Below are 12,623 nucleotides of genomic sequence, written 5' to 3'. Positions count from 1 at the left end.
CTGCCTGCCTGCCTGCCTGCCTGCCTGCCTGCCTGCCTGCCTGCCTGCCTGCCTGCGGCGGCGTCAATGGCCGCGCCGGTCTCGAGCCGCTCGGGCTGCCAGGCCTCCAGCTTGGCGCGCCAGTCGTTCACCATGGCGCTCACCGCCCCGCCCAACTCGGCGGGCAGGCCGGTGTTCTCGGGGTTCTCCAGCCAGTCCTTGAGGCTCTTCGGACTGGTGTGGTGGTACAGCCTGCGCCAGGCGGTCTCGTCGCGGTTGGAGTCGTCGTCGATGGGCACTCGGGGCACCTTCACCAGGCCCGACTCGATGGCGTCCATCAGCCCGAAGTCCGACGACACCCACTCGAACTGTTCGGGCTCCGAACTCGACGCGGTGTCGATCCACAGCGGCGTGGCCGAGAAGTCCAGCACCGGATGAGCCTGCCCGTAGTGGGGGTCGTCGTGGCCCAGAGCCCCCATGTCGCGCAGTGCCCGGATGGCATTGAACCACACCGACGCCCGGCTGTCCTCGGCGCGCTGCAGGCTGTCGGACTTCAGGCGCTCCTTGGGGATGTAGCAATGGTGCGCCTCGTCGTTGATGACGCAGATTCCCGGCCCGGTCGGGCCCGAGGGGGAGTCGAGCAGGTCGCCCAGCACTCGGCGCACCGCCGCCGGCCACGACTCGACGTCGTGCCCCCGGCCTCTGCCGAGCAGCTTGCGGGCGTTGGCGTCGTCGATGAGGTCGCGCTGTACGAAGGCCTGGTAGTTCACCACCCGCACCCGCGCCCGGTTCAGCCGCCGGCGCAGGTCGGCGGGCACGAGGCCCATCTCGTCGTAGACGTTCCCCGGCTGCGACGGCGACAACACCTGCAGCCGGCGCCGTACGGTGTGGCCGGGCGCGAACACCGCGAACCGGTCGGTGTGCAGCACGTTGCGGGAGCGCCGGGAGTGCGCCGCGTTGAGCGTCTGCCAGCAGATCACCATGGCCATGACCGCCGTCTTGCCTGTCCCCGTGGCCATTTTGGCGCAGAGGCGCACGATCCGGTCGTTGTGCGCCCGGGCTGCCACCTCCAGCTCCCGCCGCTGCGGCGTGGCACGCGTGGCCGCCTCGCGCAGCCAGATGAACGTCTCGACGGCCTCTCGCTGGGCGAAGAACGGTCGCAGCCGCATGGCCTCGTCGTCGGCCCAGTGCTGCAGCAGCCGCCGTGTGGTGGCGGTGACACGCGGGTAGCCGTCGGCTCGCCAAGCGCCGACCGCCTCGCGCGTCTGCTTGATGGAGGTGTTCTCCCCCCGGTCCGCGAGCGCCAGGGCCAGCTGCTTCGACGCCCTGGCGTCGGACGGCACGGTGATGCGCAGCGGTGCCCGCCGGCCGCGCCGAGGAGCCGCGTCGCGCCTGGCCCGACCCAGGTCGTCCAGCGCCCAGTGTCTGTCCGGCTCGCGGAACGGGTCGCAGAGCACCGGGTCGACGGCCGGGTCCCACCGCTGCGAAGCCACGAGGCAAAGGTAGTCGCATCCGCCCCGCCGCTCGAAACACTGGGGGTGTGGGTCGGCGGCGCCGTCGAGTGTCAGTTCACCTCGTGGAGTGCGCCGGTGTCCACGTCGTAGATGAACCCCCGCACGGGGATCGACTGGTCGAGGTGAGCGCTGGCCCGGATGGTCGCGATGTCATCGCGGACGCTCTGCTCGAGGTTGCCGAAGGGCAGGAAGTCGATGTCGCCGGCGTCGCTGCCGCGCCGCTCGGCCAGGATGCCCCGCAGGTCGTCGTTGGAGAACGTGAGCATCCCGCAGTCGGTGTGGTGCACGACGATGAACTCTTTGGTGCCCAGCAGGGTCGAGGAGATGATGAGCGAGCGGATGGCGTCATCGGAAACCCGCCCGCCGGCGTTGCGGATCACGTGCGCGTCGCCGAGGGTCAGGCCCAGCATCTCCGACGGGTGGATGCGGGCGTCCATGCAGACCACCGCGGCCACGCCGCGGGCGGGGGGCATGGGCTTGTTGCCCTCGCTGAAGCCGTCGACGTAGGCGGCGTTGGCTTCGAGCATCGTTGCTGTCTCGGACATGAGTGATCCTCCGGTTCTCCGGTGCGAATTCTGCGCCGGCCGTCGGCCGACCGGAGCAGGCTACCGGATTCCCGACCAAAAGACTCAACAATAAGAACGGTTCCCAACCTCGCGGATTCGCGGTTGTCCGGTCGGGGCCGCCTGGGTGCTGTTCGCTCATTCCGCGCGGGCGCAAGGCGTCGCGAATCGGCCCCCGGCCGCTCTCCCTCGCCGTCCTGCGGTTGTCCGGGCGGAGCCGCCGGTGGCCGTCGGCGGGTCGTCTGGCGAAATCGATCCGGCGCCGCCCCCCGGTGTCGCCACCCTCGCTGACTCGTCATTCCGGCGAAGGCCGGAATCCAGGCTGTCGCTACCGGTTCCAGGCGGCGGTGAGCTCGGCTATGGAGGCGATCTGGCCGAAGAAGCGGTCGATGGTGGTGAGGGTGGCCTCGTGCTCGGCGTCGCTGTAGGCGGCGCTGCCGTCGGAGGCGAGCACCACGTAGAGGTCGCGCATGAAGGCGTCGCGTGCGGTGGTCTCGACGCACACGTTGGTGGCCACCCCGGCCAGCACGACCGTGCGGATGCCGGCGGTGCGCAGGATCGTCTCCAGGTCGGTGCGCAGGAAAGCGCTGTAGCGGTGCTTGGTGACGACGGGGTCACCGGGAGCGGGCCGCACGTTGCCGTAGTAGTCGCCGCCGAAGGACCCGTCCATGCAGACCGGCCGCAGCGTGTAGCTGCCGGCGCGGCGCCGGGTGGCCTGCTCCAGGATCACGTCGCTGAGGTAGCGGTTGTCGTCGCTGGAGAGGACGCTGCGCACGAACACCACCAGCACGCCGGCCCGCCGGGCCGAGGCGATGAAGCCCTCCAGCCGCTGCGCCGTGGTCACCGCCGAACTGACGTCGAGCCCCTCGGCGCTCATCATCCCCTCGGGCGAGCAGAAGTCGTTCTGCACGTCGACCACGACGAGGGCGGTGTGGGCCGGCGCCACCTTCTCGGCCAGGCTCCACAGCGGCTTCACGCGGGAGAGACGCTCGGCGGCGCGCCGGGCCTCGCTGTTCACCTCGCCCGAGTCGCTTGTGCCCTGCACGCTACTCCGGGTGGGTCTTCAGCCGAGCAGGAAATCGCGGCGGTACAGCGGGTAGCGCTCCCGCATCCCGGCGTAGAACGGGTACGGGTCCGCGTCGGATTCCGGCGACAGGATGTCCGGTCCGGCTGCGGCGACGGCTGTCATGGCTCGGGCCTCCTCGGGTGGGGTCGGGATCCGGTGCGAGCGCCTGGTGTCGCTCAGACTCCGCGGTGGCGGTAGTCGGCCGCTTGACGGACCATCAGGTCCCAGGTCTGCTCCAGGTAGCCGGCCACCTCGTCGATGAGCTTGCGCATCGGCAGCCGAGCCTCCTCGGGGAGCTCGGGGGCCCCGGTCGGCTCCAGCGTGACGTCCAACCGGGCCATCTGGTCGAGGGTGACGTGCAGGGCCGCCGCACGGGGCAGGCTGCGCCCGACGGTGATTCCCCCGTGCCACGGGATGAGCACCGTCGAGCAGTCGCCGATCACCGGTCCGATGGAGTCGAAATGATCGTCGGGGCTCATGACCTGGTCCTGGTAGAAGAGCGTGCAGAGGTTGTGGCGCATCTTCAGCGGTCGCGCCATCGAGGCCAGGGCGCAGACCCAGAACGAGTGCGTGTGCACGATGGAGTTCACGTCGGGGCGCTGGCCGTAGATCCCGGCGTGGAACTCCCAGCCGGGGCTCACGAAGCGGTTGCCCGCCAGCAGGTTGCCCTCGTAGTCGAGCTTCATGACGTCGTCACGGCCCACCTCGCCCAGCGTCCGGTCGAAGGCGTTGATCCACAGCGCCTCCTCGCCGGGGGCGCGGACGCTCACATGGCCACCGATGCCGGTGTCACAGCCGTTGGCGGCGAGCGCCCGGCAGGCGGTGACGATGTCGCCGGTCACGTTGGAGGAGGTCTCGTCTGCGGAGCTGCTCATAGTGGGTGTTCCTGTCTGCGACGTGTCGCGGCCCCGGGCCTGCAGGCGGCCCGGCACTCGGGCCGCTCAGACTACAGCCATATGGAACCGCTGACTGGCGGTTCAGCGCCGATCCAGATGTGTCTGCTGTGGGGGTCAGCCGGGTCTTCAGTATTTTTTCAGGTCAATTTTAGCGTGAGAGGCCAGGCTATACAGCAGGCGTTCAGCGTCGCAGAGCATGTTGGCGACTTCTTGGATGGGGTCGGCATTGACATCCTCGTCCGCAAGTACCTGGGTGTAGTCGGCACCCTTGCGGTGCGCTGCGAGCTTGCTGCGGAGACGTTGAAGTCGTCTCAGGAACGCAATGTCGCGCTCAACGAAAGGATACTGCTCTTGGCGCATCCATCGTTCCAGCTTGCTGATGCCCTTCTCGTTCGGCTGTCGGTCGGGAAGCAGCTTCTGAATCTCCCTTTCGTTCAGGGCATCGACCATGAGCTTGGTCAAGCTGACGATTTGGTCTTCGAATTCCGGTTGACTACTGTTGAGCGGGATGCGAAGCCGCTGAATAACGTGGGCGTCGTCGGGCTTGGGCTCTTGAAATAGTGGCCAGCTAAACTGTTTTGCCATTCCGTTTTGAACAGTCGATATGCCGACTTGAATCTCAGGTCGGGAGCTTCTGGAGCGGTGGGTAGAGCGAAGAGCGACCGCCTGATCGCCGTTCGGCTCGGTCTGCCGATTGGTGCTATGTTGAAGGTTCGCCAGTAGGGTCGTTCCGACTCGGGAAGATCTCGTCCGAGGTCACCCAGAAAGACCATCACATGGTCGGGGTGGTCGTTGTCGATGGATAGGCCCCAGAGGCCGCCGCAGGACAGGTAGCTTGCTTCGATCGAGAACTTCTCGGGGAACTCGTAATAGCGCTGAAGAACCTCACGGCGAAAATAGACGGGCGTCAGGTAGTGGGGCGCGTCCGGGTTTGCCCCGAAGTTGTTGGCAAGGTGATCGGGGTTACAGGTGTGCTCAACAGGCTCGCCGTCAGAATTCTCGGCGATGATGAACTCGTGGTAGATTCTCTTCTCTTGCTTATCGAAGGGCCAGATGCCAGCCTTGGTCCGAGGGGGAGCCTTCAGCACCTTCCTGCCGTACAGGCTTGAAGAAGGCATCTTGCTGCCCCGAGCCTCCGTCGACACGTAGATGCTGAGACTCATGTCGCTCCGGCCCAGGCGAGGGGCTATCTCACCGATTTGGGCTACTTCTCTGGGGTCATCGACGTAAGAGCGTGCGCGGATAGGTGATCAGCACCGCCCCAGAGACACCGATCCGGCATGCTTCGCCGCTCGCCACCAGCACAAACAGGTTCGCCAGACGAATAGCAAATCCCCTGTTCAGAGCCTATCCGCGCACCCTCTAAGTCATTGAGCTAAGCCTCAGCACTGATCCAGTTGTCTGCCTGCCTGAAACTGCCGGACGAACTTCGTCCGGACCTTTGCGGAGTCCGGAGTAATCTTAGCGGCGATCTCTTCAGAGCCATCGGAGTTGACCTTGATGCACTCCGTTCCCTCCTAGCTGGCCCACAGGTTGTGGTAGAGCCGGAACTCTTCGCTAAGCTGCGGCAGCATACGAGGACGCACGGGGTAGTGGTCTTGAAGGATCACGAGGGGCTCATATCCCTCGTCGCCGCCGAATCTCAGGTACTTCCGTTGTTTGCGGCCGCTCCTGTACGACTCCACGAAGCCTGGAGCGCCAAAGTCAAGAGGTGGGAGATGAACGTGGTCCAAGAGGATATCGGATCTCCGCTTCTTCGGAGCGAGCACTACCACTAGCAGCCTGAACCCGTCCCTTCCCTCCCAGGACTCATAGAGAGTCGTCCACGGGCCATCTCCGACGCTCTCAAATGCTTGTCGAACTTCACGCTGCTCAAGTGCAACCTGAACATCGCTCATTCTGATCTCCGCTTCAACTAGTGTCCTGAACGAGGTTTGGCTAGGGGAAGGAAACGCTCGTCGTAATAGACGCAAGTGAGCCGGTAGAGGGAGTCAGCCTTTACAACTGCCGTCTTGCCTGAGTCGCTAGGAGTGTTGGATGTGTTGAAGTCGTGTCTGGACAACTCTCCGAGTCTAGCCTCCCAAATCCACACAACATGGCCTCGGTCTCCGCGGGAGTAGGTGGCGTCACGTTCGGCGAGCACGTAACGGCAGATGAGGTGCGCTCCTGGCTTTGGCAGATGACCCTTGGGCATGTTCCCTTCGAGGGCGATCTTGATTTCAAGGTCTTGAAACCGGTCAGACTCGGAAACGAGATCTGGAAAGGTGTGAGGCGCGTTGCTCCGATAGGCGCCGTCAGAGTGTCCTTGCAGAGCTGATCGCATAAGGTTGCCGACGATCGCTGATAGATTCGCTAGTTCGACGACCTTGGCAAGAGGCTCTGAGCCGGTATTGACGAGTTGCTCGTCAATACGATCTAGCGTCTCGTAGGTCGCTTCGACGGCGGAGGGAACCCACCTCTCGGTTAGTCCGGTGCTCGCCTTGACCGCTTCGGCTCCACGGGCGGCATTCGGTGGTGGGATCCTTCTGGGAAAGCGGACCGGGTCGACGGTGCCTGACGCCTGTGCCGCAGCGAGGTCGATGAGTTCTGAGAGGGAGAGTCCGAGAGCTTGTGAGATGCGAAAGGCTGTTGCGACGCTCAGGTGCCGTTCGCCCCTCTCAATCAGTCCCACGTAGGTACGGTGCCTGCCCGCTTCGTCCGCTAGGTCTTCAAGCGACCACCCGCGTTCGCGTCGGAGACGAGCGACGACTGCGCCCACGGCGCGGGCGAGGGTTCTCGCTGCCTCGTCTGCAGGATCCCCGGGTGCTGTCTCACCCACGACATAGGATCGTAGGTGCTTGCGCAGGACCCAAGTCAGAGACTATAGTCTCCCCCGGCAATACGCCCCTACAGAAGGGAGGTGGCCTCGGATGGCGCGCATGAAGGTGATGGACTTGTTCTGTGGAACCGGCGGGTTCTCGAAGGGGTTCGAGAACGCCGGCGCATTCGGCGTCGTGTTCGGCATCGACGTGCTACCGGTTGCGGTGGAGACCTTCCGGCTCAATCACTCGCAGGCCGTCGCGTTGGCGGCCGATGTGCGCGACGTGCGGCTCGGGGAGGTCTCCCGCCGCACCGGGTTGGGGCGCGGCGAGGTCGATGTCATCGTAGGCGGGCCGCCGTGCCAGGGCTTCTCCTCGATCCGGCCGTTTCGGTCTGCGTCGGAGGACGACCCGCGCAACTCGCTCTTCGAGGAATTCGCCGGCTACGTCAACTATTTCAGGCCCCGGGTGTTCGTGATGGAGAACGTCGTGGGTCTGGCGACCCACAACCGGGGGGCCACCATCGAACAGATACAGCAGTGCTTCGGCGGGCTCGGCTATACATCGGATTGGCGGATAGTCAATGCCGCCCACTTCGGCGTTCCTCAGAAGAGGGAGCGCCTCGTGATGATCGGCGGGCAGCACGGAGTTCGCGCTCGGTTTCCCTCCCCTACCCACACCGGCGAATTCAGGACGATCGGGATCCGTGATCGGACACGACGACTCGAACCTTCGACGCCGACCGAGCAACTCGGCCTGTTCGCGTGTGACGAGCCCAAGTTGCCAGAGGCGCTCACCGTCATGGAAGGGATTGGGGACCTCCCCCCGGTGGGCGCCGGCCAGACGGCCGACGAGTATGAACTTCTACCGCAGAACGACTATCAAGCAGCCCGCCGCCGACGCGCCCCGCGTCTTGAGTTACATGTAGCAACCGATCACACCAAGCGGATGCTAGAGATCATCCGACACGCTGGCTCGAACATCAGCTCTGTGCCGCAACACCTGATCTCGTCGGGATTCTCCTCGTGCTATTCGCGATTGGATCCCGACGAGCCAGCTGTTACCCTGACGGTCAACTTCGTACATCCCGCTTCCAACAAGTGCATTCATCCCTTCCAGGACCGGGCGCTCACCCTGCGCGAGGGGGCAAGGCTTCAGTCGTTCGACGACGACTTCTCATTCTCTGGGACACGGACTCAGATCGCGAAGCAGATTGGTAATGCCGTGCCGCCGCTGCTGGGTCAAGCCATTGCTGAGAGTGTGCTCGACATGCTCAAGTGACGTCACTCGCCATGTGTCAGTCATAGTGAAAGGAGCTGGAGGGGGGGGGCGGCGACTCGATGGTGCTCAGCGGGAACCCTTGGCGGCACGCCAGGTTGCCAGCGTCTCGGGCAGGTCGGCGGCCACGGGGCCGACGTCGGGGTAGCGCTTGCGATCCGGGGCGCCGAGGCCCCCGTCCACCAGTTCGCTCAGCGGCATGAAGTACAGGAAGCAGACCGTGCGCGAGCCGAAGAGCCAGGTGCCGTCCTGGCGCCGGTAGGTGTCGGCGTAGCGGAGTCCCACCTGGTAGGTGGTTCCTTCCAGCGCCAGCTCGGCGTGGGCGAGCACCGTCCCCGTGGCGTGGTCGTCGTCGTCGAAGTCGATCCGGTGGCTGTGGGGATAGTGGTAGGTGGGCCCCATCAGGCCGGTGCGGTACCGGTAGAAGTCCACGATGGCGTCGCGGCCCTCGGTGGAGTCGCGGCCGTCGGCGTGGGCGAACGTGGCGTCATCGCAGAAGATCTCGCCGATGCGGTCGTAGTCCCGGTCGTCAACGGCCACCGAGTAGTCGAAGACCAGTTCGCGGATCGCCTCGCGGGCCTCGATGCGGGCGATTCGGCGCTCCAGGTCGCTGGTCACGTTGCCTCTCCTTGTGGTCTCAGGGGTTCGATCGGACTTTGTCTGCGGTCCGGGCGGGGTCCGCGGTGCCGCTCTGCTCCTTCGCGCGGGCGCAAGGCGTCGCAGTTCGGCCCCCCGGCCCCTGCCCTGGTCGGTTTGCTGCGGTCCGGGCGGGGTCCGCGGTGCCGCTCTGCTCCTTCGCGCGGGCGCAAGGCGTCGCAGTTCGGCCCCCCGCCCCCCTCCCTCGATTGTTGGTCCGTCCTTGCAGGGTCTGGATCGGTGCCGTCATGCCAGCATCCCGCCGTCGATGATGAGGGTGGCGCCGGTTATGTAGGAAGCGGCGTCGGAGGCCAGGAAGGCGACGGGGCCGGCCACCTCGGCGGGCGTGGCCCAGCGGCCCAGCGGGATGCTGAGCGCCGAGGCCGCAGTGACCTCTCCGCGGTCGAAGGCGTCCCAGCCGGAGGTGGCAACGTAGCCGGGGGCGACGGCGTTGACCCGCACGCCGCGGGGGGCCCACTCGCGGGCCAGGGCGCGGGTCTGGGCGAAGAGTCCCCCCTTGGCCGAGCTGTAGGCCGACATGCCGGCGAGGTGGCGCAAGCCGGCCACGGAGCCCACGTTCACGATCGAGCCACCGCCCCGTTCGACCATCGGGCCACCGAATGCCTGGGCGCACAGGAACGGCGCTGTGAGGTTGAGCGCCACCGTCCTTGTCCAGCCGGCCTCGGCGACTTCCAGTGCCGGGGCCAGGAAGCGGGCCCCGCCGGCGTTGTTCACGAGGATGTCGATGGGTCCCAACTCCTCGGCGGCGGCAGCGGCGGCGGCGGCCAGGGCCTCGCCGTCGGTCACGTCGACGGGCACGACCGCGGCTCGGCGCCCCGTCGCCCGGATCTCGCCGGCGAGGGTCTCCAGACGTTCCCGCCGGCGCGCCAGCAGTGCCACGTCGGCCCCGGCGGCGGCGAGCGCGGAGGCGATGGCCCCCCCGATGTCGCCGCTGGCGCCGGTGACGGCGGCCCGCTTGCCGGCCAGGGAAGTCACAGCGGAGTCGCTGGCCGATGTGCTCACGCCGCCGCCCCCTCGCTGGGGGTGTAGGACACGCAGAACGAGGACATGCCCCGGCTGATGAGGGTGGGGTGCCACTCGGGGGGCTCGGGGCCGGGGCGCAGGTCGGGCAGCCGCCGGGCGAGCGCGTCGAGGGCGATCGACCCTTCCAGGCGGGCCACCGCGGCACCGAGGCAGTAGTGCAAACCGAAACCGAAGCCCACGTGCTCGGTGGGGTTGCGCTCCAGGTCGAAGCGGTCGGGCTCGGCGAAGACCTCCGGGTCGCGGTTGGCGGCGGCCTGCACCAGGTAGACCATGTCGTGCCGGCGGATCACGTGGTCGCCGACCTCGATGTCGGTGGCGGCCATGCGGACCTGCATCTTCGACGGCCCGTCGAAGCGCAGGATCTCCTCGGTGGCCGCCCGCAGGTAGTCGCCGCCGTCGTGAGCCCGCAGGCGCTCGAGCTGGTCGGGGTGCCTCAGCAGGGCACCCAGCCCGTTGCCGATGAGGTTGGTGGTGGTCTCGTGCCCGCCGAACAGCAGCAGGATGCAGGTGCCCACGATCTCGTCGTCGGTGAGCGTGTCGTCGCCCTCCTGGGCGCGGATGAGGGTGTGAATGAGGTTCTCCTCCGGCGCGCTCCGGAACCGCCGAACCAGGCCGCCGAGGTACTCCGACAGTTCCAGCAGGCCGTTCTGGGCGCGCTCGCGACGCCCCTCGACGCCCCGCGCCCCGAACACCAGCACCATCAGGTCGTCGGACCAGTCCTTGAACAGGTCGCGGTCCCCGGGGGGCACCCCCATCATCTCGGCGATCACCACCGCCGGCAGCGGGTGGGCGAAGTCGGCAATCACGTCCATGTGGCCGCGCGGGGCCAACTCGTCGATGAGGCTGTCGACCACCTCGATGATGCGGGGACGCCACAGCGAGATCGCCCGGGGGGTGAAGGCCCGGCTGACGAGCTTGCGCAGCCGCGTGTGATCGGGCGGGTCGCGGAACACCATCCACTCGCCGAGGATCCGGTAGGTGGGGGCGCGCTCTTGGCGCTGCGCCTCGGTGAGCTTGTGCTCGAAGACCGGCCGGATGCGGTCGGAGGAGAATCGGGTGTCCTTCAGCGCCGTCAGCAGATCGTCGTGGCGGTGGATGAACCAGGCCCGGTAGTGCTCGTTGAAGAACACCGGTTGCCGGTGCCGCAGCTCGGCGAAGATCGGGTAGGGGTCGGTGACCCGCTCGGGTGTGAGCAGGTCCACGCCGCCCGCGCCAATGACGCTGCTCACCGCCGGCCTCCGGGCGCCTCCAGCACCGCCACCACGCAGGCGTTGCCGTCGATGCCGGCGGTGCCGCCGCCCATCGTCTCCACCACGCCGATGCGGGCGCCGTCCACCTGGCGACCCTCGGCGTCGCCGCGCAACTGCCAGACGATCTCGGCGATCTGTCCCAGCCCCGTGGCGCCGAGGGGGTGCCCCCTGGCCAGCAGGCCGCCGGACGGGTTGACGGGATGGGCGCCGCCGAGGCTGGTGCGGCCGGAGGACACGAGCGCCCCGCCACCGCCCAACTCGCACAGGCCCAGCGCCTCTGTCGTGACGATCTCGCCGATCGTGAAGGCGTCGTGGACCTCGAGCACGTCGATGTCCTCGGGCCCGATGCCCGCGTTCTCGAAGGCGGCCGTGGCCACCTCGGACACGAGTTGCCAGCCCCAGACCAGGTCGCTGGTGTGGTCCCAGGCCTGGCCCGAGGCCAGCGCCGAGGCCCGCACCGGCACGTCCGAGCCGCTGCCGGCCGTGCGCGCCGGGCCGAGCACCGCCGCGGCGGCGGCGTCGCTGATGTCGCAGCACTGCAGCAGCGTCAACGGGTCCGAGATCGGCCGCGAGTCCAGGATCTGCTCGACGGTGAACTTGCCGGCGTGCTGGGCGCGAGGGTTGCCCAGCGCGTGGCGCCGGTTCTTCACCGCAACCAGCGCCATCTGCTCGGGGGTGACGCCGTAGCAGTGCTGGTAGCGGCGCGCCGCCATGCCGTAGAGGCTGGGCATGGCGAAGCCCTGGGCGCCCTCGGGGTCCGAGGCCAGTGGCTCGATGGGCCCGTCGAAGACAGCGGTCATAGTCTCGATCCCGAACGCCAGCACCGTCTCGTATCGCCCCTCGGCGACCGCCGCCTGGGCCTCGTGAAACGCCGTCGTGCCGCTGGCGCAGGCGTTCTCCACCGTCACGACCGGCACGCCGGTGATCCCCAGGTGCTGCAGAGTCCGCGTGGTGACGCCGGGGTCACCGAAAACGGTGCCCGCGTAGACGGCCTCGACAGCCGCGGGTGTGATGCCGGCATCGGCGAGCGCCTCGGTGACAGCCTGCCAGGCGAGGTGCCTCGGCGGGGTCTCCGGCTGGCGGGCGAAGCGGCTGGTGCCGACCCCCCGGACGGACACAGGTGCGGGTCGGTCGGGGGCGGCGGTGGCTGCTCGTTCCTTCGGCGCGGACGTAAGGCGTCGCGAGTCGGCACCCGGTGCCCTCTCCCTCGCGTGTCGGTCCGTCCGGTCGGGGGTCGCGGCAGCGACCGGCTGTGGCGGCGGGGGGCGGTTGCCCGAGGTCCCACCCCTGCCGGCGCGGGCGTCGAGGTCGGCCGGGGTCACCAGGGGGTCGCCGCGGTCGTCGCGGCCGAGCAGGTTGACCCGCGTACCCGGCCGGAGCGGCTCGTCGGCAGGGCTGTCGACGTGCACGAGCGAGCGGGGGCCCTCGTCGAAGTCCACGTAGGCCAGAACCGCCGGCGGGGGCAGGTCCGCAACGCGAATGCGCAGGACGGTCGAACTCCAGACCGTTCCGCCCGGGCCGAAGCAGGCAGGTTGCACCGGCGAACCGCCGCAGGAGGGGCAAAGCGGCGGCAGGTAGAGCATGGGATACCGGCACGAT

Annotated in this window: 14 protein-coding genes and 1 pseudogene; 1 reads left to right on the top strand and 14 read right to left on the bottom strand. The window is 67.8% G+C overall.

What is annotated here, in order from left to right; translation table 11 throughout:
• The 9 genes from OXG55_01490 to OXG55_01450 form a co-directional block, all read right to left on the bottom strand.
• Positions 1-1,472 (bottom strand): DEAD/DEAH box helicase family protein (locus tag OXG55_01490; protein MCY4101929.1); only part of this gene is annotated, 1,472 nt, incomplete at its 3' end.
• A 71-nt stretch (positions 1,473-1,543) separates the two neighbouring features.
• On the bottom strand, positions 1,544-2,038 hold the full coding sequence (locus OXG55_01485) for a carbonic anhydrase (GenBank protein MCY4101928.1): 495 nt from the start codon (positions 2,036-2,038) through the stop codon (positions 1,544-1,546).
• A 346-nt stretch (positions 2,039-2,384) separates the two neighbouring features.
• On the bottom strand, positions 2,385-3,101 hold the full coding sequence (locus OXG55_01480) for a cysteine hydrolase (GenBank protein MCY4101927.1): 717 nt from the start codon (positions 3,099-3,101) through the stop codon (positions 2,385-2,387).
• 18 nt (positions 3,102-3,119) lie between these two features.
• Positions 3,120-3,245 carry a hypothetical protein gene (locus tag OXG55_01475; protein MCY4101926.1) on the bottom strand — a complete coding sequence of 42 codons (126 nt, stop codon included), beginning with the start codon at positions 3,243-3,245 and terminating at the stop codon, positions 3,120-3,122.
• Between the two features lie 53 nt (positions 3,246-3,298).
• Entirely contained in the window at positions 3,299-3,997 is a 699-nt protein-coding gene (locus OXG55_01470) for a class II aldolase/adducin family protein (protein MCY4101925.1), read from the bottom strand.
• 147 nt (positions 3,998-4,144) lie between these two features.
• Complete coding sequence (locus tag OXG55_01465) at positions 4,145-4,480, bottom strand: hypothetical protein (protein MCY4101924.1); 336 nt, start codon at positions 4,478-4,480, stop codon at positions 4,145-4,147.
• Positions 4,477-5,181 (bottom strand): hypothetical protein, encoded by a 705-nt coding sequence (locus OXG55_01460; protein MCY4101923.1) that lies wholly within the window; start codon positions 5,179-5,181, stop codon positions 4,477-4,479. Before OXG55_01460 ends, OXG55_01465 begins: the two co-directional genes overlap by 4 nt.
• A gap of 354 nt (positions 5,182-5,535) precedes the next feature.
• Positions 5,536-5,916, bottom strand: coding sequence for a hypothetical protein (locus OXG55_01455; GenBank protein MCY4101922.1), 381 nt, complete (start codon positions 5,914-5,916; stop codon positions 5,536-5,538).
• A 17-nt stretch (positions 5,917-5,933) separates the two neighbouring features.
• Entirely contained in the window at positions 5,934-6,836 is a 903-nt protein-coding gene (locus tag OXG55_01450) for a helix-turn-helix domain-containing protein (GenBank protein MCY4101921.1), read from the bottom strand.
• Positions 6,837-6,936: 100 nt separating this feature from the next.
• Here OXG55_01450 and OXG55_01445 point away from each other — a divergent pair, with 100 nt between their 5' ends.
• Positions 6,937-8,097, top strand: coding sequence for a DNA cytosine methyltransferase (locus OXG55_01445; protein ID MCY4101920.1), 1,161 nt, complete (start codon positions 6,937-6,939; stop codon positions 8,095-8,097).
• A 66-nt stretch (positions 8,098-8,163) separates the two neighbouring features.
• On the opposite strand, the gene OXG55_01440 is transcribed toward OXG55_01445, so the two are convergent.
• The 5 genes and pseudogenes from OXG55_01440 to OXG55_01420 all read right to left on the bottom strand — a co-directional run bounded on the left by OXG55_01440 (position 8,164) and on the right by OXG55_01420 (position 12,607).
• Positions 8,164-8,712, bottom strand: a complete 549-nt coding sequence (locus tag OXG55_01440) for a nuclear transport factor 2 family protein (GenBank protein MCY4101919.1) — start codon at positions 8,710-8,712, stop codon at positions 8,164-8,166.
• 264 nt (positions 8,713-8,976) lie between these two features.
• Positions 8,977-9,753 carry an SDR family NAD(P)-dependent oxidoreductase gene (locus OXG55_01435; GenBank protein MCY4101918.1) on the bottom strand — a complete coding sequence of 259 codons (777 nt, stop codon included), beginning with the start codon at positions 9,751-9,753 and terminating at the stop codon, positions 8,977-8,979.
• The gene (locus tag OXG55_01430; protein MCY4101917.1) at positions 9,750-11,003 is read right to left on the bottom strand and encodes a cytochrome P450; all 1,254 of its coding nucleotides are present in this window, start codon (positions 11,001-11,003) and stop codon (positions 9,750-9,752) included. The genes OXG55_01435 and OXG55_01430 overlap by 4 nt, the downstream gene beginning before the upstream one ends.
• Positions 11,000-12,142, bottom strand: coding sequence for a thiolase family protein (locus OXG55_01425; protein MCY4101916.1), 1,143 nt, complete (start codon positions 12,140-12,142; stop codon positions 11,000-11,002). Before OXG55_01425 ends, OXG55_01430 begins: the two co-directional genes overlap by 4 nt.
• Before the next feature lie 246 nt (positions 12,143-12,388).
• Positions 12,389-12,607, bottom strand: a pseudogene (locus OXG55_01420) (OB-fold domain-containing protein).
• Positions 12,608-12,623 lie beyond the last annotated feature (16 nt).

Source organism: bacterium (assembly GCA_026708055.1).
Classification (GTDB): domain Bacteria; phylum Actinomycetota; class Acidimicrobiia; order Acidimicrobiales; family CATQHL01; genus VXNF01.
The sequence above is the reverse complement of the archived record's forward strand: the minus strand, read 5'-3'. Positions and strand labels throughout refer to the sequence as shown.

Coding starts and splice junctions, on each gene's coding strand:
- OXG55_01455 (MCY4101922.1), bottom strand. CDS start 5,916: ATGAGCGATGTTCAGGTTGCACTTGAGCAGCGTGAAGTTCGACAAGCA.
- OXG55_01485 (MCY4101928.1), bottom strand. CDS start 2,038: ATGTCCGAGACAGCAACGATGCTCGAAGCCAACGCCGCCTACGTCGAC.
- OXG55_01460 (MCY4101923.1), bottom strand. CDS start 5,181: ATGAGTCTCAGCATCTACGTGTCGACGGAGGCTCGGGGCAGCAAGATG.
- OXG55_01475 (MCY4101926.1), bottom strand. CDS start 3,245: ATGACAGCCGTCGCCGCAGCCGGACCGGACATCCTGTCGCCGGAATCC.
- OXG55_01470 (MCY4101925.1), bottom strand. CDS start 3,997: ATGAGCAGCTCCGCAGACGAGACCTCCTCCAACGTGACCGGCGACATC.
- OXG55_01445 (MCY4101920.1), top strand. CDS start 6,937: ATGAAGGTGATGGACTTGTTCTGTGGAACCGGCGGGTTCTCGAAGGGG.